The sequence below is a fragment of the Paenibacillus sp. FSL H7-0690 genome, assembly GCF_037980415.1.
Lineage (GTDB): Bacteria > Bacillota > Bacilli > Paenibacillales > Paenibacillaceae > Paenibacillus_AQ > Paenibacillus_AQ odorifer.
Map to the genome: position 1 here is coordinate 1,119,379 of NZ_CP150281.1, position 22,531 is coordinate 1,141,909.

General features: G+C 43.7%; 20 protein-coding genes. 13 read left to right on the plus strand and 7 right to left on the minus strand.

The genetic code is table 11. The features are described from left to right. Positions 1-519: 519 nt before the first annotated feature. Complete coding sequence (locus tag MHI32_RS04910) at positions 520-1,455, minus strand: MraY family glycosyltransferase (protein WP_076129282.1); 936 nt, start codon at positions 1,453-1,455, stop codon at positions 520-522. 168 nt (positions 1,456-1,623) lie between these two features. Here MHI32_RS04910 and MHI32_RS04915 point away from each other — a divergent pair, with 168 nt between their 5' ends. Beyond that, positions 1,624-2,325, plus strand: coding sequence for a YjjG family noncanonical pyrimidine nucleotidase (locus MHI32_RS04915; protein ID WP_076304983.1), 702 nt, complete (start codon positions 1,624-1,626; stop codon positions 2,323-2,325). 60 nt (positions 2,326-2,385) lie between these two features. On the opposite strand, the gene MHI32_RS04920 is transcribed toward MHI32_RS04915, so the two are convergent. After that, positions 2,386-3,363, minus strand: coding sequence for a ring-cleaving dioxygenase (locus MHI32_RS04920; protein WP_339189691.1), 978 nt, complete (start codon positions 3,361-3,363; stop codon positions 2,386-2,388). A 179-nt stretch (positions 3,364-3,542) separates the two neighbouring features. Here MHI32_RS04920 and MHI32_RS04925 point away from each other — a divergent pair, with 179 nt between their 5' ends. The 3 genes from MHI32_RS04925 (at position 3,543) to MHI32_RS04935 (ending at position 6,708) form a co-directional block, all read left to right on the plus strand. After that, positions 3,543-4,349 (plus strand): AAC(3) family N-acetyltransferase, encoded by an 807-nt coding sequence (locus MHI32_RS04925; RefSeq protein ID WP_076129279.1) that lies wholly within the window; start codon positions 3,543-3,545, stop codon positions 4,347-4,349. Positions 4,350-4,448: 99 nt separating this feature from the next. Next, on the plus strand, positions 4,449-5,381 hold the full coding sequence (locus tag MHI32_RS04930) for a manganese-dependent inorganic pyrophosphatase (RefSeq protein ID WP_076129278.1): 933 nt from the start codon (positions 4,449-4,451) through the stop codon (positions 5,379-5,381). Between the two features lie 232 nt (positions 5,382-5,613). Then, entirely contained in the window at positions 5,614-6,708 is a 1,095-nt protein-coding gene (locus MHI32_RS04935; protein ID WP_339189693.1) for a Glu/Leu/Phe/Val dehydrogenase, read from the plus strand. 148 nt (positions 6,709-6,856) lie between these two features. Here MHI32_RS04935 and MHI32_RS04940 read toward each other — a convergent pair whose 3' ends face one another. Further along, entirely contained in the window at positions 6,857-7,516 is a 660-nt protein-coding gene (locus MHI32_RS04940) for a peptidylprolyl isomerase (protein ID WP_339191122.1), read from the minus strand. Between the two features lie 210 nt (positions 7,517-7,726). On the opposite strand from MHI32_RS04940, the gene MHI32_RS04945 reads away from it, so the two are divergent. Beyond that, a complete protein-coding gene (locus tag MHI32_RS04945; RefSeq protein ID WP_076207323.1) occupies positions 7,727-8,953 on the plus strand; it encodes an MFS transporter in 1,227 nt (408 codons plus the stop codon). A gap of 86 nt (positions 8,954-9,039) precedes the next feature. Here MHI32_RS04945 and MHI32_RS04950 read toward each other — a convergent pair whose 3' ends face one another. Further along, positions 9,040-9,444, minus strand: a complete 405-nt coding sequence (locus MHI32_RS04950; RefSeq protein WP_051490926.1) for a hypothetical protein — start codon at positions 9,442-9,444, stop codon at positions 9,040-9,042. A 257-nt stretch (positions 9,445-9,701) separates the two neighbouring features. Here MHI32_RS04950 and MHI32_RS04955 point away from each other — a divergent pair, with 257 nt between their 5' ends. Both MHI32_RS04955 and MHI32_RS04960 read left to right on the plus strand, forming a co-directional pair. Further along, on the plus strand, positions 9,702-11,600 hold the full coding sequence (locus MHI32_RS04955; protein WP_076147144.1) for a sensor histidine kinase: 1,899 nt from the start codon (positions 9,702-9,704) through the stop codon (positions 11,598-11,600). 113 nt (positions 11,601-11,713) lie between these two features. Beyond that, positions 11,714-13,630 (plus strand): sensor histidine kinase, encoded by a 1,917-nt coding sequence (locus tag MHI32_RS04960; RefSeq protein WP_256717070.1) that lies wholly within the window; start codon positions 11,714-11,716, stop codon positions 13,628-13,630. Between the two features lie 10 nt (positions 13,631-13,640). On the opposite strand, the gene MHI32_RS04965 is transcribed toward MHI32_RS04960, so the two are convergent. Together MHI32_RS04965 and MHI32_RS04970 are read right to left on the minus strand one after the other, a co-directional pair. After that, positions 13,641-13,880: an NHLP leader peptide family RiPP precursor gene (locus MHI32_RS04965; RefSeq protein WP_170914256.1), complete on the minus strand. Its 240-nt coding sequence runs from the start codon at positions 13,878-13,880 to the stop codon at positions 13,641-13,643. 94 nt (positions 13,881-13,974) lie between these two features. After that, complete coding sequence (locus MHI32_RS04970; protein ID WP_076218272.1) at positions 13,975-14,910, minus strand: hypothetical protein; 936 nt, start codon at positions 14,908-14,910, stop codon at positions 13,975-13,977. Positions 14,911-15,011: 101 nt separating this feature from the next. Here MHI32_RS04970 and MHI32_RS04975 point away from each other — a divergent pair, with 101 nt between their 5' ends. Continuing rightward, on the plus strand, positions 15,012-15,305 hold the full coding sequence (locus MHI32_RS04975; protein WP_076137149.1) for a hypothetical protein: 294 nt from the start codon (positions 15,012-15,014) through the stop codon (positions 15,303-15,305). 53 nt (positions 15,306-15,358) lie between these two features. Here MHI32_RS04975 and MHI32_RS04980 read toward each other — a convergent pair whose 3' ends face one another. Continuing rightward, positions 15,359-17,290, minus strand: coding sequence for a glycoside hydrolase family 20 zincin-like fold domain-containing protein (locus tag MHI32_RS04980; RefSeq protein ID WP_340011984.1), 1,932 nt, complete (start codon positions 17,288-17,290; stop codon positions 15,359-15,361). 84 nt (positions 17,291-17,374) lie between these two features. On the opposite strand from MHI32_RS04980, the gene MHI32_RS04985 reads away from it, so the two are divergent. The 5 genes from MHI32_RS04985 (at position 17,375) to MHI32_RS05005 (ending at position 22,480) form a co-directional block, all read left to right on the plus strand. Beyond that, entirely contained in the window at positions 17,375-18,229 is an 855-nt protein-coding gene (locus MHI32_RS04985; protein WP_340011985.1) for a helix-turn-helix domain-containing protein, read from the plus strand. Between the two features lie 317 nt (positions 18,230-18,546). Beyond that, entirely contained in the window at positions 18,547-20,193 is a 1,647-nt protein-coding gene (locus tag MHI32_RS04990) for an ATP-binding protein (RefSeq protein ID WP_076137153.1), read from the plus strand. Positions 20,194-20,216: 23 nt separating this feature from the next. Beyond that, positions 20,217-20,852, plus strand: coding sequence for a response regulator transcription factor (locus MHI32_RS04995; protein ID WP_036676623.1), 636 nt, complete (start codon positions 20,217-20,219; stop codon positions 20,850-20,852). A 265-nt stretch (positions 20,853-21,117) separates the two neighbouring features. Continuing rightward, positions 21,118-21,855, plus strand: a complete 738-nt coding sequence (locus tag MHI32_RS05000; protein ID WP_076129269.1) for a Wzz/FepE/Etk N-terminal domain-containing protein — start codon at positions 21,118-21,120, stop codon at positions 21,853-21,855. Beyond that, positions 21,839-22,480, plus strand: a complete 642-nt coding sequence (locus MHI32_RS05005) for a CpsD/CapB family tyrosine-protein kinase (protein WP_076129268.1) — start codon at positions 21,839-21,841, stop codon at positions 22,478-22,480. Before MHI32_RS05000 ends, MHI32_RS05005 begins: the two co-directional genes overlap by 17 nt. The last annotated feature ends 51 nt before the right edge of the window (positions 22,481-22,531 follow it).

Below are 22,531 nucleotides of genomic sequence, written 5' to 3' on the forward strand. Positions count from 1 at the left end.
CCCGCAGATCCCGCAGATCCCGCAGATCCCGCAGATCCCGTAGATCCCGTAGATTGCAACTGTTTTAACCAGCGGCAGAGTGTAGGTTAGAAAGACTGAGCAGTAACGCTGCAAATGGAGCTAAAGGACACAGGAGTCGCTAAAAGTAACAATTCACTCTTATTTGTGCGCTATCGGACTCCAATGCAGCTATTGGGTGGAAATTGACTGATTATGAGTCCATTTTGAGTAGATAGCGTCTCTGGAGTCCGAAAACACCACTAAATGGCCGAAAATCCACGAATAACGGCGCCTGAGTCCGTAAGGATAAAGGCTGGAGAGTTCGCTGTGGATCGCTGTGGATCTCTGTAGATCCCGCAGATCCCGCAGATCCCGCAAGCTCTGGCAAACTCTCGCATCTTAGCTATCTCTCGCTACCCTCAAACACAAAAGGAGCCAGATTCCATATCGGAATCTGGCTCCTTTTGTAACTTCAAAGGGCAGTCTCAGTATATGAGACATGCCCTTAGTCCTAATACATTAGGTCTCAATCAGCAGCAGAATGATAGAGGATAAGGATAGGCAAACACTAATCAGGCAAAGCACGGCAACGACCTGCTTCTGGTTCAGGCCTGCCCGAAGTAGGCGGTAATGAGCCTGGGTGGCATCGGCTTGATAAATGGACTTGCCTTGGATGAAACGTTTGACTACGACAAAAATGTTGTCGAAGATCGGTACGCCCAGCGCCAGAATCGGAATGAACAGCGACAGGACGGTGGCTTGCTTGAACGCTCCGTCGAGTGCAATTACCGCTAGGATGAAGCCGAGAAAGGTTGCCCCGGCGTCGCCCATAAAGATTTTGGCGGGCGGCTTATTGTAGCGCAGATAAGCAAGCGTAACGCCAATCAGTGAAATTGCCATAATGGCAGATGAGGATTGTCCCTTTGCCAGTGCGACAACAAATAACGTAATCGCCGAAATGGCCGTCAAGGCACCAGCCAGACCGTCCATGCCATCCGAGAAATTAATAACTGTGGTTACACCGAAGATCCAGATAATCGTCAGCAGAAACGATAGAATGACAGGCAAAACGATATAATCGCCTGAGAACGGATTGTAGAATCCGGTAAAGGCATTGCCAGAAACATAAACCAGGATCGCTGCGCTAACTTGTACAATTAACTTGGGCAGAGCTGGGAAATCTTTGCCTTTCGTTTTGTACCAATCATCCACTGTGCCTATGGTCAGCAACAGTACGCCACCTACAAATAATGCGACAGTCTCCATGGAGAAATCACGCGCGAACACCAGATAAGTGATAAAAAATCCGATGAATATGGCGTAGCTGGCCGTTAGCGGAATGGGCTCTCTATGAATTTTACGCTCAACGTCCTGCCGAGGCTTGTCCACAAAATCAAGCCGAAAAGCAAGCTTGCCGAGCGGCGGAATTAGAAAGTAGACGATAAGAAATGACATTAGAAATGATAAAACGTATAAAATGACGCTCACCACCGTTTTCTTTTTAAAATACCACAGATCGATTAAATCTACCTTAAAAAAGTAAAATTTTGTCGTGAGGGGTGTGAAGTTGACTTGCCAGCAACGCTGTAGTACCTTGTTGAGAAAAGCCTTTGGGGGATATTTATGAAATACGATGTTATTTTATTTGATGCCGACGATACGTTGTTTGATTATGGAATGGCAGAAAGTCACGCGTTGTCTAATGCCTTTCTACACTTTGGGATGCCCACAGGTGCAGCAGATTATGCTGCCAGTTATCAAGAGATTAACCACGCATTGTGGAGGGATCTAGAACAAGGAAGGATTTCATCTGCGGCGCTGCGGGTAGAGCGGTTTAATCGGTTGTTTGCTGCACATGCGCTTGAGCTTGATCCTGAAACATTCAGTGAGGCCTATCTACGTTTCTTAGGCGAAGGAACCTTTCTGATGCAGGGAGCAATCGAGCTATGCGGAGAGCTTGCAGATTGCCGCCTGGCGATTATCACGAATGGAATCAAGGATGTGCAAACTTCCAGAATCCAAGGCTCGCTGCTGAGTGATACATTTGAGCAGATCATTATCTCAGAGGAGGCAGGATGTCAGAAGCCAGAGACGGGGATTTTTGATTATGCTTTTGCCAAATTGGGGATAGAAGATAAGGAAAAAGTATTGATTGTGGGTGATTCCTTAACCTCTGATATTCAAGGCGGAATTAATTATGGGATTGATACTTGCTGGTTTAACCCGCTAGGTAAGATTAATGAGTCCGGCGTTCAGCCAAAATACGAAATCCGAAACCTGTCGGAGCTACTAGATATTGTAGGGAAAGTTACTAACCTTCAATAATAAAATAAGGTGTGAGCGCATAAGCGGCTCACACCTTTTATTTAGTAACCTGAAAGAGGTTTATTGCCGAGTATCCAGCGGCTTCAGATACGCCTCGATTTGCTGGCGTTTCGATTCCAGAAATGGCGGCAGCGCAAGGGATTCACCTAAACTTTCCATAGGCTCATCTGTAGCAAAGCCTGGTCCGTCTGTAGCCAACTCAAAAAGGATGCCGTTAGGCTCGCGGAAATAGAGGGAACGGAAGTAGAAGCGGTCGACGAAACCGGAATTAGGAAGCTGTGCCTGGCGGATGTGTTCGATCCATTGCTTCAATTCGTCTTCATTATCTACGCGGAATGCGACGTGATGTACCCCGCCACGGCCCAAATGCTCTTGCTCCAGATCATTGCGTTCCTCCAGATGAACCTCAGCACCTGATCCGCCTTCACCAGTCTCGAATACGAGCACTTCTGGCTGACCGGCAACTGTTGAAGGGTAGGTTCCTATACGGCGGAAGCCGAGCAACTGCTCCAGCACTACCGCTGTATGTTCTGCACTTTCTACTGTGAGATGTGCGGGTCCTAAGCCTACAATGCCATATTGGGCAGGTACTGGGCTTTTAGCCCAAGGAGTACCGCCGGCAACACCGTTATTATTTTCGTCGGATACGAGAATGAAACGTTGGCTCTCGTGATCGCGGAAGGATAAAGTCTGGCGTCCACCAAGTTCCTGTATCGTCTCATGCTCCACGTTAAGCTCGGTGAAGCGTTGCTCCCAGTAGGTAAGTGCGGCATCGCTTGGCACTCGAAGGGAGAGCGCGGAGATGCTGTTATTGCCCTCACGGTTGCGGCCTGCCATCGGAAGCTCGAAAAAGGTTAATTCGGTTCCGGGATTCCCCTTCTCATCTCCATAGAATAAATGGTACACTGAAATATCATCCTGATTTACTGTTTTTTTAATGAGACGCAGTCCGAGTACCTCTGTATAGAACTTAAAGTTCTCCTGTGCTTTGCCTGTAATAGCTGAGACATGGTGAAGTCCTTTTAACGTTAAACTCATGGTAGTTACCTCCGTGTAAATGCTTTGGGTTTGTGGATTATTTTAATTTATTTTTAATATATCGATAGAATCTTTGGTGAATATTATTAAGTTACTATAATTTTAATAGTAATAAGAAACTTTTGCAAGTGGATATTAATGTTTCATGAAATTTAATTCATACATAAGGAGAGAGTATAGTGCACACAACAACAAGCTTGATGAAACAATTACAGGAGTTAGGGATTGATCCACGGGGGACCATTCTAGTTCATTCCTCGTTAAAAAGTGTTGGCGAAGTAGAAGGAGGCGCGAACACGGTGCTGGATGCACTCAGTGAATATATGAAGGATGGGCTGCTTGTTTTGCCAACGCATACATGGGCTTATATTAATGCGGATAATCCGCGCTTCTTTGTTCAAGATTCCCCATCTTGTGTAGGGATATTACCGGAGCTGTTCAGAAAACGTCCAGGTGTTGTCCGCTCTTGGCATCCGACTCACTCTGTAGCGGCTTTGGGTGTTGATGCTGAGGCGTTTACTGCAGGGGATGAACGTTGGGATACGCCATGCGCCCGTGGTTCAGTGTGGGGCAAGCTGCTTGATCGGAAGGCGGAAATAGTACTGCTAGGCGTCGATCTGCGGCGGAATACGTTTATTCACGGTATTGAAGAGTGGGTGGATATTCCGGGCAGAATGACGGATAGTCATGAGGAATTATATACGGTGACGCCGGGTGGCGATGAAATCATGGTGCCTTCTCGCAGACATTGTGGTCTCTCTTGGTCGGAGCATTTTTGGAAAGTGGAACGCGAGCTTGAGGAAGGCGGTGCCATGCGTAAGGGGAACTTCGGGGATGCACTAGTTAGAGTGTGTGGAACAGTAGAAACGACGGATATTTTAAGCCTGATGCTAAAAGAGAATCCTGATCTTTTCTCCGATAATGAACCGCTGCATGGTGAGTCGAAACCAGATCCGCTTCCAAAGACCAGACGTGAACAACCGTAGGTGGGAGAGGCTAAACCATTTTTTCAGCACGCACAATCTGGAAGCCGCTATCAATGTATGGTATATTAATCTCACTAAAACATAGTAAGGAGATTGGAAATGGAAAAAACATTGGTCTTTGGACACAAAAATCCGGATACGGATACTATTTGTTCGGCAATTGCTTATGCAGCACTCAAAAAAGAATTAGGCTGGGATGCTGAGCCAGTTCGTCTGGGAGACGTTAGTGGTGAAACGCAATTTGCGCTTGATCATTTCGGAGTTGAGGCTCCTCGTCTGGTAGAGAACGTAGCTGGAGAAGCTAATCAGGTTATTCTTGTTGACCATAATGAACGCCAACAAAGTGCGAATGACATTGATCGAGTGCGTGTAATTGAAGTTATCGACCATCACCGGATCGCTAATTTTGAGACTGCACATCCGTTATACTACCGTGCTGAGCCAGTAGGCTGTACTGCTACTATTCTTAACAAAATGTATAAAGAAAACGGTGTAGCTATCCCTAAAGACATCGCCGGATTGATGTTGTCTGCAATCATTTCTGATTCCTTGCTGTTTAAATCTCCAACCTGCACCGCTGAAGATGTAGCTGCAGCACGCGAATTGGCTGAAATCGCTGGTGTAAATGCAGAAAGCTACGGCCTTGATATGCTGAAGGCTGGTGCTGACCTTAGCGACAAGAGTATCGCTCAACTGATCTCCTTGGATGCTAAGGAATTCAAAATGGGTGAATACAAAGTAGAAATCGCCCAAGTGAACGCGGTCGACGTTAATGATGTACTCTCCAAGCAGGCTGAACTAGAAACTGCACTGACTTCCATTATTGCTGAAAAAGAATTGGATCTGTTCCTGTTCGTAGTTACAGATATCCTCAACAACGATTCGGTGGGTCTGGCTCTGGGCCGTGTTGCAGGTGCAGTAGAACAGGCGTACAACGTGAAGCTTGATGACAATAAAGCGCTTCTTAAGGGTGTAGTATCCCGTAAATCGCAAATCGTACCGGTACTTACAGAGACAATTGCTAAACTGTAAAGCATTTTGACAGTTGCGTTGTATTTTGTACAATAGAAATCCTGTCTATGAGAGTAGATTGGATAAAAAGAGCTCATGCCCCATCAGTAGTTAAGATGGTGACATGAGTTCTTTTTGTTTTACGGCGTATTCTGCTACAATATTTTGGGAGGGGATCCAACTGATCCTCTTCCAATTGCATGAACTTTGAACCAGCATGAGGAATATGACAAAGGGATAGGGGATATTGGAAATGGAATTGTTTGCAGCATTGGAACGGGACGACTACGAGGAATTATTATTTTGTCAGGATAAGGCATCGGGATTAAAGGCGATCATCGCGATTCATGACACGACACTGGGACCAGCACTGGGTGGAACGCGGATGTGGACCTATGCTACGGAAGAGGAAGCTATTGTTGATGCGCTTCGATTAGCAAAAGGGATGACCTATAAAAATGCAGTATCCGGCCTGAATTTGGGTGGTGGGAAAACAGTAATCATTGGAGATCCCAAGAAGGATAAAAATGAAGCCATGTTCCGTGCTTTCGGAAGATACATACAAGGTTTAAATGGACGGTACATAACTGCTGAAGATGTAGGGACTACGGAAGAGGACATGAACATTATTTATCAAGAGACAGATTATGTTACTGGCACCTCACCTACGTACGGTTCTTCGGGCAATCCGTCACCAGCAACGGCTTACGGTGTTTACCAAGGAATGAAGGCAGCCGCTAAAGCCGCCTTTGGCAGTGATTCGCTTGAAGGGAAGACAGTAGCTGTTCAAGGCGTGGGGAACGTGGCCTTTACACTGTGCAAACATCTTCATGAAGAAGGAGCACTGCTTATCGTAACGGACATCCATAAACCAGCCGTTCAACGTGCAGTAGAGGCCTATGGCGCCAAGGCTGTAGATCCAGGCGATATCATCAGTGTAGATTGTGATATTTATGCTCCTTGCGCTCTTGGAGCGACAATTAACGATGAATCCTTACGGGTAATCAAGGCGAAAGTGATTGCAGGAGCTGCTAATAATCAGCTGAAGGATTCCTCGCATGGTGATGCACTTCATGAGATGGGGATTGTATATGCTCCAGATTACGTGATTAATGCAGGTGGCGTCATTAATATTGCGGACGAGCTGAACGGCTATAATAAGGAACGTGCCTTTAAGCAGGTGGCGAAGATTTACGACAATATTACCCGCGTAATGGAAATTTCCCGTTTGAACGGAATACCTACTTATGCCGCTGCGAACCAGCTTGCAGAGGACCGGATAGCGCTATTAAGAAATAGCCGCAGCACCTTCCTGCGTAATGGTCAACATGCACTTAGCAGAAGATAGCTGCGGGGATAAGCTGTAATAAAAAACTCGGCAATTTCCATCCGATTACAACTTCGGAGGGACTGCCGAGTTTTTTATGTTCTTTTATTTCTACAAGAAACGTTTATTCTCTTTCGAGGACGGTAACGTGGTTTCTGCTTATTCCTAATTACTGAACCTTTTGCGGTTCTGGGTAAGTGACGCCGAAGGTGTCGACCGTCACCTTTTTCATGACTGGTGGCTCATCTGGACGATCAGAACCGTCACGAGGCAGGCTCACAATTCTTTTTACAGCTTCGATACCTTCAGTTACTTTACCAAAAGCGGCGTAGCTTCCATCTAGACTAGGGTAAGCTGCATCCATAATAAAGAACTGGGAACCGGCAGAGTCAGGAGCCTGTGATCTTGCCATGGATAGAACACCTTCTGTATGCAGAAGGTTATTGGTGAACCCGTTGCCAGAGAATTCTCCGGCGATACTGTAACCCGGGCCTCCCATACCTGTACCATCAGGGTCGCCGCCTTGAATCATGAAGTTAGGAATTACTCTATGGAATATAGTGTTATCATAAAATCCTTTTTGAATAAGTGAGATGAAATTGTTTACGGTGTTAGGGGCAACCTCAGGGTATAGCTCAGCTTGGATGATATCCCCGTCTTCCATTTCAATGGTTACTAAGGGATGACTTGCCGTAGCTGAAGGAACGCCTTCAGCTGGGGCTGCACCTTCCCCAGGTGCTGATCCGCTGCTTCCATTATTACTGCTTGCATTGTTATTGTTTGGCTTGTTACCGCAACCTGCCGCAATAACCATGACCAGGCATAACATGATCAGAAGAATAGCGGATTTTGTTCGTGTAGACTTCACTAAATAATCTCTCCTTTTTATTGAATAATCTCGTAGGTACTTCCCATAATACCTCCTTTGTCCTATTACATGCAAAGGTCAGTTATGACTTCTGGGATTGGCACATCTTAAAAAGAAGTTTACAATGGTAGGATGTTTCCAAAGAGAACATCGAGAAAGGATGTGCATAGGATGCTCTTTTCGTGGAAGCGGAATTTGATCGTGCTTTGGGTAGGGGTTTTCTTTTGTAGTACAGCTTATTCGATCTCGATTCCCTTCCTTTCCATTTTTTTGAGCGACGAACTTGGGGTTTCAAATCATTTGGAGATTTGGTCAGGGGTTAGTTTTGGAATAACCTTTCTTGCCAGCGCTTTAATCTCTCCCTATTGGGGTTCGCTAGCCGACAAGTATGGTCGGAAACCGATGCTTATTCGCTCGGGTTTTAGTCTGGCAGCTTTATACCTTATTAATTATTTTGTACATGATCCTTATGTTTTTTTGATTGTGCGTGTGCTGCAAGGACTGCTTGCCGGTTTTGTTCCAGCAGCTATTGCAATGGTAGCCACCAATACACCTGAGCATAAGACGGGGTACGCTTTAAGTATTATGTCTACAGCCGGAGCGACAGGTAGTATTATTGGACCATTAATTGGCGGTGTAGTGAGCTATTATACCAGCAACCGGATTGCTTTTTTATTCTCAGCGGGTATTGTACTTATCTCAGCGCTCATTGCTACTTTTTTTGCAAAAGAGGAGAACTTCGACCGTTCGGCTCCAAGGTCACATGTAAGTGATGATATCAGGGAAGCGAGAAGTAACCGAGCTTTTATTACTTTGCTCTCGCTGGCGGGAATCAGTACCTTCTCCGTTATGATTCTGGAACCGTTAATCCCAATTTATCTACTGGACATGGGGATCTCCAAAAATAGTGCCTCGCTAAGCTCGGGAATCGTATTCTCCGCTGTGGGGATTGCTACGGTGCTGATGGCTCCGCAGTGGGGCAGACTCGGCAGCCGAAAAGGCTTTGGGATGATCTTATTTATTGGACTGATCGGGGGCGGCATCGGTAATATTCTGCAGTTTTTTGTTTCGGGCTATGTAGAGTTCGCTATCCTTCGCTTTGCTTACGGCCTGTTCTATGCAGGTGTGCTGCCGTCAGTGAATGCCATGATTGTACAAGTAATTGAGCCGGGATTCCGTGGACGGGCCTTTGGCCTGAATCAGGCGGCATCTCAGCTTGCGACGATGGCTGGACCGATTATCGGCGGCTTATTAGGCGCGGTGATTCCAATTCGCTGGGTGTTTGTAATCAATGGAGTGATGCTGCTGGTAGCAGCGATATTGGTTAAGACCCGCAAGCTGGAAGCACAAATCGCCGCTGCTCGTCCCGCAGAACAGCCAACAACGATGCAGGGTTAACTGCTAACTCAATGAGCATGTCGTTATTTAGAAACAACATAAAGCCGCCGGGCTCATAGCCCGGCGGCTTTATTCATATTAAGCTGCTATTCTCCCTGCGAACCGTTCAAAACGTCTGTTCCCGGCATAACATCCACTGGCGGGGAGGCAGGGTCAATAATGGAATTTGGATATACATCGTCTGCATCTGGAACATCCTCCAGCGGCTGATCTTCTTCTTCCATCTCCAAGAGTTCCTCATCCTTAGTATAATCCGTATCATCTAGGGTTAATCCTGCGGTTTCAGCGGCTAGATATGCATCGGATTCCACTAACTCATCTCTTTCGATTACATCCTTAGGTGAGTTTAAACCAATATCTGCTGCCAAGTATTTATCGCCAACCAAGACAGGATCTGCGTCATCATCAACAATATCCTCTTCATCCATATCAGCTTGTATATAACGTTCATATTCAAAGTCAGCCTCAGTTTTATTTGGTGAACTATCCATAGCCGTTCACTCCTTTTTTATGATAAAATTTGAACTTCCTATGTTTATCTTTACCCGTTTGACCATGATCGAATCGCTGATCCAATAAATGGGTATGTCTATATTAGATTAGTAAAAAATGGGTGAAAGTAAAAGCCGATGAAAAACGTTCTTTTTCGAGAAAATTTACAAGAATAGGCAGGGATAGTGCGAAGCTTGTCGAAATTAAGAAGCATATATGAACGTTTAAACAACTAATGAATTACTGAGGTGCTACGATGAAGTTGCCAAAGCCCAATATAGCGGCTGCTTTTTTATTAATTCTACTGCTGACCGCTATGGTTCCTTTTGGTACGGCGATAGTGAGTGCTGAATCATCAGACTCTACGCTGCCCAATTGGGAGATTAAATTTGAACGTATAGAAATAGATCATATTGAAGAAGCTGTGGCAGCTCTTGATGAAGAATGGACTCGTGTTATGCCTCATGGGAAAAGCCCAGAGACTCCAAGTGGAGCAACCTCAGCCTGGCTGCGGTTTACTTTACCACAAATTAGTGATAAATCTGCGTTATTCATAGATAAAGTATATGGAAATAATGTTAAGGCTTATTTAAATAACGAATTAATATATGATTCCGGAAAAGATTTTAATTTCAATGGCAGTAAGGTTTTCATTCCTCTGTCCAAAAGTGTTGGAGGACAACAGCTATATTTATGGACCCATGGTGGCAGCAAAGACTTAGGGATCCACGGCGAAATAAGAGTAGGCCAATACGATGAGCTGTTATCTGTTTATGTAAAGCAGGGCTTAATGGATCTGATCATTGGAACGACGCTTATTTTTATTGCGATTGTACTGCTGATCTGCTCGCTATTCATGAGAAAAGGCTATTTTTCAGGCGGATTTCTATTGGTGCTGATTATTTTATCCATTGGCGTCTTAGTGGTAACGTATTCATCATTCCTGCCGACAATCCTCGGCGATTATGGAGAGATCGTACTTGTTTTCTTTGATGTAGCTTTATATACGCTTTTGCCATCCTTTACATTTTATTTTGAGAAAATATTTGGTCCAGGGAAAAAGAGAATCGTTACACGATTCCGTAAGTTTCAAATTGTCTATTCTGTATTTTGTTTTTCCCTAATGGTTATTAATATTCTTCTGTCCTATCAGTTGGATGACTTTTATCGATTGATGACTACGAGTGTGCTAGGTATTCTTATGATTGTACAAATTATACTTTTGATCAGCTTAGCGTTTATACACGCGAACCGTGGCAATGTAGATGCTGTTATTTTTACTTCAGGGTTCTCAATATTTGCTTTCATGTCTCTTAGTGAACTGGTCATGTTCTATGCATCGGGGCAATCCTATCAATTATATTGGTGGAAATGGGGAATGGTGATTTTCGTAATTGCCTTAATCGTCATTCTGGGAAGAAGGTTTACTCGAAACCATGAACAGCTTATTGAATATTCCCATCAGCTTGAGAAGTTCAATAATGATTTGCAGCGCTCGGAGAAGATGGAGATTATTAGTGAGCTGGCAGCTTCGGTTGCCCATGAAGTACGGAATCCATTGCAGGTTACCCGGGGGTTTCTGCAGATTCTTGGGGAGCGTTCAGATCAAAAGGAGCGGGAATATCTGCAAATGGCAGTGACAGAACTGGATCGAGCTACGCTCATTATTACAGACTTCCTAACCTTCGCTAAACCAGGACTTGAAACCGTAGAGCAGCTTGATGTGTCCGAAGAGTTGAGGCATGTGACGGGTATTCTTTCTCCGTTAGCGAATCTGCAAGGGGGCGTCATTGAACTTAATCTGCAGCCAGGACTTTACGTTACTGGATCATCTGCCAAGTTCAAGCAAGCGTTTATCAACATACTCAAAAATAGTATTGAAGCTTTAAAGGACAATGGGCTGATTAAAGTCACAGCCTGGAAGTCTGGAAAACATATAATAATCAGTGTTCATGATAATGGGGAAGGGATGAACCGGAATGAGCTGGCTCGGTTAGGGGAACCATATTACTCCAATAAGACCAAAGGAACGGGGCTTGGACTGATGGTAACCTTTCGGATTATTGAGGCGATGGAGGGATGCACTGAGTTTCGCAGTGAGAAAGGGGAAGGGACTGAAATTATAGTAAAAATACCAGAACTTAGAAGAATTTAGAAGTAATTTATGATAATTCCGTTTTTTAGAAGGAAAGAGTGAGGGGCTGAGCGAAGTAGTACAGACAGAATATTGTTTCTGATACTTACTTCTGAGGTGCATATATGCGCTTGATGATTAAAGTCCTACATATAGCAATAGCTCTTACTCTCCTTCTGATAGGATATAGTTCAATTGTTGTATCAGCAGCGACCCCATATCCATCCCAAGAAATTACCAGTTGGCAGATGAGATGGGGCGATGGAACCGAAAACAGCGGCATAGAGGTTCCACAGAATAATGACCAGCAGTATTGGATAAATGTGAATGCTACGAAGGAAATCCCACATCTGCCATCAGGCGTATCCACTTCTTGGACTCGTATTTCCATACCTAACTTTAGTTATATCTCCCCTTCAATCTACATTGATACTTTATATGCTCTTCATGTGAAGGTGTATGTGAACGACCGTTTGATCTTCGAGGAAGATCGTAATTATATTAAGGATAACTATTCTTTGTTGTTGCCTTTGAGTCAAAGCGATAGTGGGAAAACATTATACATTTGGACTGAAACGCTGCAGGATAGAATCGGAATTAAAAATGAAGTAGTGATCGGTGAACACAACCTGTTAATCAATGATTATATTAAAAATGGACTCAGCGATGTGATTTTGGGCTGTGCTTTTTTTCTTGTGGCTATCGTTCTATTTATAAGCTCTCTCTACATTAATAGGGACTATTTTTCCAGTGTGGCTTCACTAGCCGTTGTAATAGGTTCAACCGGAATTCTCTCGATAACCTATTCTCCTTTTATTTATACCTTTTACAGCGATTTAGGCGCGATTAGTAATGTATTTCTTGATTTGGCTTTATTCTCACTTTTACCGGCGCTTACTCTTTTATTTGAAAAAATATTTGGCAGTGGAAAATATGCGATCGTCCGTCGTTTTCGTCAATTTCAAGTCATTTACTCCTCATTTTGTTTGCTATGTCTTTTGATCAATTTTCTATCGAATAATAGCTATATTGAGTTTTATTATTTTGTATCCACCACTATTATCGGGTTCATCCTCATCCTTCAGTTCATCTTGCTGATCGTATGTGTGATTATATTTTCGCTTAAAGGGAATAGGGACGCTATCATTTTTGCCATTGGCTTTGGAACGGCTGCATTTACTGTAGTGTCAGAGTTACTGTGGTATTACATTCATAAGGGGAACTATGATTTATTCTTGTGGAAGTGGGGCATTGTTGCCTTCATAATCTCCTTGATCGTAATTCTGGAGCGAAGACTAGCCTATAGCCATCAACAGGTTGTTAACTATTCTAAAGAATTAGAGCGTTTTAACAACGAATTGCAGCGTTCAGAAAAAATGGAAATTATTAGCGAGCTTGCTGCATCTGTTGCTCATGAAGTACGGAATCCACTCCAGGTAACTAGGGGTTTCCTTCAGCTGCTTAGCGAGAAATCCGTTGGTGAAGAGGAAATATTTATGTCGATGGCCCTTAGTGAGCTGGATCGTGCTTCCGGGATCATTACGGATTTCTTAACCTTCGCAAAACCGGAATTTGAGACGATTTCCAGTCTGAATTTGTATAATGAATTTAAGCATATTGAGAGTATTATGCAGCCGCTTTGTCATTTAAATGGAGGAAAAATGATTCTCGATGTATCGGGCGAATTATGGGTGAAGGGGAATTCCTCGAAGTTTAAGCAAGCCTTCATCAACATTATCAAAAATAGCATTGAATCTTTCCGGGACGAAGGATTTATCTATATGTCGGTGTATGCGGAAGAGGAGAACGTAATTATTCATATCAAAGACAACGGGGAAGGGATGGACGCGGATGTCCTGCACCGATTGGGAGAGCCTTATTTCACTAAAAAGAATAAAGGGACAGGTCTAGGATTAATGGTCACTTTCCGCATCATCGAAGCTATGCAAGGTAAAGTGAAATTTACAAGCAAAAAAGGAGTGGGAACCGAATCCATCACCATACTGCCATTGGCAGAAGCTCCGGATGATTCTCACTCCTTAGGGGGTTAATCTTGTTGTCTTACCACGAACCGCGTGGTGCTGCGGTTGCCTTCAATACATCGGATGTAGGACTTGGTGGAATTACAAGATAGAATTCGTTGGAGCCTTCTTCAACGGCTTTCAAGGTAACGCTGTCGGGAATGATTACGCCTAATGCTTCTTGGAGAGCCGCTTTTGGGTCTGAGAGTAGTCTTTTCTTGAAACTTGGATCTTCCCATGCCTTTTGAATGACTTGATTTCTAAGAATTGCTTCTGACATAATAATCACCCTTCCCAAATTGTATATATTTACCTTTAATAATATAACATAGCAAAACTACTAATACTATTCTTTTTATTACAAAATAATAGAATTAATGGACATTTTTTGACAACCAATGATATAATCCTCCGTTTAGCAAGAGCTGCTTGTCCGCTTCGATGGAATCAGAGATCTGCTGTAAGTTACTTACTAGCATGGAATGGAACGCAATAAGATGAGGGGCATCAAGGTCGGAAGCTGTAACTTTGTTATGTGTGTCGTGTGCTAATTGCGTATAGGTATGTAGACCATTTGCAGTGAATAGATAAAATTCGACCTCTTGCGAAGTCAGTTTAGCTGCACTGCTGTTTGGCAGATGTTTGCGAGTTAGGGAGAGAAGACAATTATAGTTGCCTGCGGATAAATCTTCTTTCCAGTCCTCATAGTCATCCAGCATTTGCAGTGTAAGCAAAACCGAATGGATAAGCTCTTCAGCTTGCGGCACTAAATCACTCTTTCCAGACATCAGAAGGGCAGCAGTGCTGGATAGCTTGAGCGGACTGGCTTTATAGGCAATTTTGACCCGATCATTAAGAAAATAGTCACTGGTATTTTCGTTGCTAACACTATCTGCCCACTCCATGATATAACGATTAAATAAGATCCAGAAAGCGGATGGCTCCGGAAATAGTATCCGGTAGATATTTAAAAATTCGACATAAAGCAAATTTGCCAAGGGCAATTTTTCGTATGCGGAGGATTCTTGGCTGTCCATCAGGTCATCCTGTATGAAGAAATACAACATAAAAAAGACGTTGCCCATCGACATCTGGCGAGTAACCTCTGCAGAGATTCCGCATCCCTTCTGCAGCCAAAAGGGTAAAAGATAACATATGTAGTTTTTGTGGCTTTCAGCGTTAAATACGTTAAAATGCTCAAGATAGGACATACCTTGTTGATTTAGAGGCTCTGGAAATTCGGAAATAATCCGTCTGCTTTCTTGGAATACCAAGCGTAGTTCATCTTCGTAGTCATTTAGCCAATCCATAACAACCCTCCTATAAAATTTTTACGAAAATGGTTCTTTTGCCCTGATTATAGCTTTCTCTTTATTCCATTACAACTAAAATTTAGGAGGTATTAGCAAATATGGAATGGTATACTTTCGGCCAAATGCTTATGGCGATTCGAATGGGTCAAAAGGCGGAAACACCGGATGGCCGCATGGTTATGCGTACCTCCACAGGACTTTTTTGGATAAACGGAATCCTGCAGGGAAAAGTGGTAGAAATCAAAGACTATCTGTTCTCTGACCTATGGCGAATCTATGAGGATGAGGAAAGCCAGCAGGAGGGAATTGGCAGGGAACAACACGAGCAACGTGAGCGGGAGATGCTTGAGAATCAATATGAAGAGCTGCGCTGGGCGAACCGAAAACGTTAGTTCAACGTTCGATTACCCAACAGCAGCTATATAGAGAATCTTAATAAGAGGGATTAGGAACTTACGGATGCGGAGAGCTCTGATTTTAATGCTTCATATTGACTCCGCAGGCGTTGAAGTTTCGAGATACTTTGCTCCAAGCCGCCGAGCCGGTTGCGTTCCGTCCACAAGAGACGATATTGGTGAAGGAGTACATCAAGATCATTGATTTGCTTTGTAATCAGCGCAGGATCAAGCGAATCTGGTGCTGATGTCAACTGTAGCTTGATTCTGCCAAGCTGCACAGCATGCTTCACGAAATGGATGCCATTACTCAGTTCTTTCAACACAAGAGCAGCATCCTCGCATTGAAGATCTAGCCCCGATAGCCGCGCCTCAATGGAGAGCAGATATTCTTCGAGATGATTGAAGTGTTCCTCAGTAAGCTTCTCTATGATTAGGAAATTGTCCAGATGGGTACGCAGCAGCAGGGACATTTCTGCATCATTCGAACGGTTGATACTGGATTCAAGCTGATAGTAATTGCCGAGATCCAGGAGCAGCTGGCCAATTCCCTCAGAACGATCTGCAAAAATAAATCTATTTAAATACTGTGCAGTATCTGCTTCCAGATTATGATCTACACTCCAGGATAGGGCTGCGCCGTAGGCGAAGCCGGCATAGCTGACCGGCAGATGCTGCCAGTGTCCAAAATCTCCCCAATCGGTAATGAGATAACCGATAGCGCCGTTGTTTTTGCCATGAATAGCTGCACTGCGCAGATTGGCTAACATATTGTCCGTGCGTCCTGTAATGGAGTTCCATGAGCTGGTGCCTGGGCAGACATAAAAAGGAATACCTGCTTCACGGAATTTGAGCGTATCGGACTCGAAGGGATGCTCCGCGCTATAACCCCATTCCATAGCAATAATATCCTTAGGAAGCTGAGGAATCAGTTCGGGATGCTGGATAATGATATCGCCCCAGAATTGCATCGTTTTGCCACGTTTTGTAACCAATTCATAAATTTTTTGCAGGAATGATAAATAGAGTTGACCTTTGCCTTGTGTTTCAGCCAGAACTTTGTTTTTACCAAGGCCGAGTTCATAGGTCTCATCGCAGCCTACATTAAACTGATTGGAGCTAAAGTAGGGCAGCAAATCGTCAAACATTTTGTCTAGCAGAGGTAGTACAGCAGGATCTTCGGTATCAAAAGTACCAGGGTGCATTAATAAGCCTTCTGGATAAACGTCCTGCGCATACAAATTCTTCGGAAGCATAAAGCCTTCGGGAATTTCAGCTAAAGCGTTGAATTCTGGACGAGAAAGCCAGCCCTCCATATGCCCAAAGCTATTCTGATTGGGAACAAGCTCTATATAACGTGCTTTGCAATAGGCATCCAGAAGCAGGATTTCCTCTCCGGTAATTGGGGTTTCAAGCTCCCAGACTTGAGGGAAGGATTCATAAGCGAACGGAGCACCTTCTATATATAGCTGAAGTTCATTCATCTTCAAATCAGCCATAAGGTCAATGATCCGGTACAAGGTTTCTTGCTTCGGGATTTTATTGCGGCTGATATCTATGAGCAGGCCTCTGGCTCCAAAATCAGGTTCATCGCGAATATGCAACTGAGGTATAGATTTTCCACTTTGTTCTATGATTTGTTTCAGGGTTGCTGCTGCGTAGAAAGCGCCTACAGGAGAGCTATAGGAGACAACGATACCCTTCTGTTCGACAACAATCTCATAGGCCTGTGCAGACAATAATGGCACATAGTTAAAGTTACAGACAGATACAACGGTTGGACGTAAGCCAATGGATAAAGTCAGCTGCAGATTCAATGTTTGTGCAATTACTTCCTGTAGTTTTCGTGCAGCTGGCATGGCAGATTGTTCTTCCATATTAGGAAGCACGATGCTTCCGCTTGTTGGGAAATGGAAGGAGCCTTGTGACAATGTGATTTCACGCGGATTAGGGAAAAGCAGTAGTGTAGAATGATTAAGCATAGCGTGGACACCTCTTATTCATGTAGAATATGATCATCTTCACAATAACCTTATCACTACTAAACAAGGGGAGGAATGCCTATAATGTCCAAGCACATGGATTATATGATCAGTCCATATCCAATAAGAATTATTGATCCCAAGGTTGAATCCTCCAAGCTGAAGCTCAAGAATATAAGGGTGGGACAGGCAGGACATCTGCCAGGAAGAACGTTATTCCGTTCAGGTGTAGTTTTTGAGCACTGGGCCATTGTTTACATAGTGTCAGGTAGTGGCTCCTACATGGAGATTGGGGGAAAAGAGCAGCAGGTGCGTGAAGGCAGCTTATACTTTTTCCGCCCAGGTTACAGTTATAACTTTGGTCCACCACCGGGAGGCAGCTGGGATGAGTATTATATTAACTTTAATGGCACGCGTGTATCGGAATGGCTGGAATCGGGCCTCATAGCCGGGGGAAATGTTTTTCAAGCCCAATCTATAGTAGGTCTTACTACCTTATTTGAAGAAGTGCTGGAACGGATGGAGAGCGGAGAACCTGTAGATGCGGATCGGGCAGCATTATTGCTCGAAAGAATGCTGCTGGAGTGTTCTTTTATAATAGAAGAAAAAAGTTGGAATTCTCACGCTGATTATATGCGTCAGATTCGGGAAGACCTGAACTTATGCATTTATGGTGAAATGGACCTAGAACAAATAGCGGCAAAACATCATGTTTCGATGTCTACACTTCGTCGTCTTGTTCGGCGCAGCAGTGGATACCCGCTTCATGAATATATTCACCGTCTAAAAATGGCGGAAGCCAAAAAGTTGCTTTTCAACACCTCATTACAAATTAAGGAAATTTCTAGTATGCTTCATTATAATGATCCGTTCTATTTTTCTCGTTTATTTAAAAAATATATGGGGATCGCACCCCAGCTTTGCCGGAATAACATTTAAATCGACATCATCCTACTAGAGTCCCAACAGCAATTGTTATAATTTGTATAATTGTTGTCGTTTTATAAGATATGTTGAAAATTATGGATTAATATTACATAAATACGTTAGTTCTTATTAACTATAGTGGATAAAATTCCAAATTTTAGTGATAAAACCTACTAAAAAAATAATAAATTTTTTGTAACTATTTTTCAAATGGAAGCGCAAACATGGGAAATGTCAACTTGTTATTGTGATTTTTCTCATGTATGATGCTTTTATCGAGCACAGTACAATCTTGCATTTTCCAAAAAACTGGAGAATAGGGTGGTGGGATGAAAATCAAACCAACTGCAGAAGACAAACTGATTGCGTATTACAGGTATTTTTCCTTGTCCCTCACATCACTCATGTATCTTCTAGATCAGACGGGACCTTCCATAATTTATAAATCACTTATTATTGCTATACTTGTTATGTTTGCACAAACGTTCTCATTTTGTTATCGAAGGCTACGCAGCAGGCCGAAGACTCTCGTCCTGGCTGTTAGTATAGAGATGGTGGGAATTATCGCATTGACCTTGTTTACGGGTGGGTACGAAAGCTCTTTTAGGCTTTATGTGCTAAATCCTGTATTGATTGCTGCAGGCTCATTGTCCATTTATTTTGGATGGTCGTTGCTCTTAAGTTACATCAGTATTTTTGCGGTGCTCTGTTATTTTTTTATCAATTCTGCGAACAGAAATTTTCTGGAAATTGTATTTATAAATGGGAATCTGTTTCTAACACTGGTACTTACGGTTATAATAATGCAGATCGTTAATCGGATGAAGCGGCAACGTGAAGAATCGAATGCTCGCACGAAAGAGACGATGGAGCATATCAAATCCCTGTACCATATCGTGGAAACCTCAAGCCAACATGATTTCATGAATATCGGTCAAGTGATCACCGATTATGTTGTTAAGCTAACGAAGCTGGATAAGGCTTTGTTTTGGTTCGCCAAGAAAAGCGGAGAACCAGCTCCGCAGAGCAGGCAGACCGGCTGGCAGCAGGAAGAGGAACAGTTCCTATTCTCAGAACTGGGAAAACATGAGCATGAATGGAGATTGCAGCGAGAGCCTATTTTTAGAAATCTGCCGGGATTAGGAGATTTCCTGCTGATGCCTGTACGGATGAGCACCCGTTTTGTAGGGATGATTGGACTCAAGCTGGAGTCTACAGAGGGGCTGGAAGGCCGCAGATGGTATATTCAACAATTGATATTCTTATCTGAGCTAAGTGCGAATATTCTTGAAAGACATGAGCTTGGTGTGATCGAGAACCGGTTGATCATCACGAACGAACAGAACCGGATTGCGGATGAAATGCACGACAGTGTATCGCAGAGCCTTTTTGGTATTGTGTATGCGACGCATTCGCTGAAGGAATCGTGGAAGAGAATGTCAGATCATGAGCTAGAAGAACAAATTGAGCTTATTCATGATTCTGCTACAAAGGTTGCTAAAGAACTGCGGATCACGATCTACAGTCTTAGCTCCAAGAAGAGTGGCGGTCCTACTTGGTTGGGCATGGTAAGATCACATTTGAAGAGCTTATCCAGGTTAAATGATGTTGATATTGATTTAAAAATAACGGGCGATGATTTCAGTCTCCCTTATCCTTACCACAAAGCGCTTTTTCGGATTATCTCCGAAGCCACTGGTAATGCCATCAGGCATGGTGCTGCCAGTCGAGTGGATGTAGAACTGTCTCTAAAGCCGACTTGGATTCGATTATTGATTTGTGATAATGGTGTTGGTTTTGATACTGATTTGTTATGGATTGAATCTGAAGATAGTGTAAGCGGACTTGGCATGAAGAATATGCAATATTTGACCCAGTCGCTCGGCGGCGACTTTCAGTTGTCCAGTAATGAGAGCACAGGAACAAGAATTATGATTTCGATTCCTGTCGGTGTAGCTGAATTAAAGAATGCATAAACTTTAGGCGGGAGGTCGTTTCTGTGAAAATCGTCATTGTAGATGATCATCCTTTAGTTAGAAGAGGACTGGCATCTGTCATTTCAATGCAGCCGAATGTGCAGTTTGCAGGTGAGGCAACGAATGGCCAAGAAGCGCTTCTTGTGATTGAGGAGACGCAGCCTGATCTTGTATTGATTGATCTTAAGCTAGCAGATGAATCGGGATTGGATGTCATTAAGACAGCACGTGCTCGTGGTATCGTTAGTAAGTTCATTCTGTTGACGTCATCTGCGAGCAGAGAGGATTTCCTGAAGGCTGAAGAAGTACTGGTAGATGGATATGTACTGAAAGAGGCGTTGCCTGAGGAGTTACTGTTTGCTATCCAATTGGTGCATAAGGGAAGAAAGTATTACGATCCTGGTCTGATGGAAGATAAAATGCGCATGAGTGGAAGCAGCCCAACGGATGAATTGACACCCAAAGAAAAGGAAGTCCTGATCGAGCTGGGGCAGGGCGCATGCAACAGAGAAATTGCTTCACGTCTTTTCATTAGCGAATTTACGGTGAAAAAGCATGTCAGTCAGATTTTAGCAAAATTACAGGTGGCTGATCGTACACAGGCAGCGCTTTATGCAAATGCTGTCGGATTAACCAAATATGAAATGTCATACGAGTGAAAATTGAAATAATTCGTAAGCATTGTACATGAACACGGACAGGTTGTCCGTGTTTTTTTGTGCGTTAAAACTTAAATCAGCCCTATATATGGCACTAAAGTATACCTAATCCCCCTCTTAAGAGGTATAACGTCTTACTCCAAAGTGAAGAGGAAAGTGATGGTATGAGCCATGTGGCGAATGGTGTGGATTGATAGAATTAAAGCAACAACTGAAACTTTCATGAATGCTTTCAGAATGTAATTTTAGCGGAAGGAGGGTTACTGTGGAAAAGACGATTCTGGATTACATTAACCTGATTAAAAAAAGGTTTTGGCTCATCATGGTGTTCGTTTTGATCTCCTGTGCTACGACTTACTATGTTAGCAAAAACTTCGTTGAACCCGTCTATTCCGCTTCCGGACAGCTGCTTGTCAACAACATTGCCAAAGCTCCCGAGAGCAACAATCTTAACGATTTGAGCTTTAGCCTGAATTTAATTGAGAGTTACAAGGAAATTATGAAATCACCAACCATCATGAAAAGCGTAATAGAAAATCACCCGGAGTTTGGTCTCACGGCCGATGAACTAAGTCAGAAGCTTGAGATTAAAACTTCAGAGAAGAGTCAGGTGATCAACCTCAATGTTCAGGATGAAAGCTACACCAAAGCTGCCGGGATCGTAAATGCGGTATCGCAGACATTCATTCGTGAATTGCCGTCGCTGATGAGGGTAGACAATGTTACCTTGCTGACACCGGCCGATCCGACTGATGTTCCAGGGCCCTCGAACGGCGGGTTTGCGATGAATCTCATCATTAGCTTTGTTGTATCCCTTATGGCTGCCTTAGGAATTATTTTGCTGATGGAAACACTTAACGGCACATTAAGGTCTGAAAAGGAAGCGGAATATGACCTTGGTCTACCGGTAATTGCTTCGATCGCAACCATTCGCAAACGTGATTTGGGTAAGGCGGCAGGCGACACCAGAGTGAAGGAGGGTGCTTATGTTGCGGCTAAATAAGAGTCTGGTTACAGACGTTAATCCATCCTCGCATATCTCCGAATCGTTCCGATCACTGCGCACATATATACGTCAGCTTGAACTAGCGCAGGGCGGCGGAGGAAAAGTGCTGCTCTTTACATCAGCAGAAGCTGGGGCAGGCAAGACGACAATCTTGTCGAATCTCGCGGTTTCTTTCGTCCAGGACGGCAAGAAGGTAGCGGTGGTTGACTGCAATCTGAGACATCCCGGTCTTCATACCGTGTTTGAAGTAGAGGGGAGTGACGGGCTTGCGGCTTATTTAAGTGGGCAAGAGGAAGCAGATAACATCGCAGTCCTCGGAAACTTAGCCAATCTTTCAGTCATCCCGGCAGGAAAAACTCATGTTAGTCCGCCGGATTTGCTGGGGAACCCCAAAATGACCGCTTTGCTTGAGGAACTAAAAGAAAACTACGATCTGATCCTGCTGGATTCTCCTTCGGCAGTCGATTTCAGTGATGCTCGTATATTGGCACCTCAAGCGGACGGCGTGATTCTGGTGGCCAGATACGGAAAGTCCAAACGGGAATCGATTCGCAAAGCGAAGACGCTGCTTGAACAGACCGGCTCTAATCTAATCGGAATTGCCATGAACCAGGCGAAGTAAATGTTTATACTTTCGAAGTAAGTTTTGCTCGAAGTCAAATCATTGAAGCTA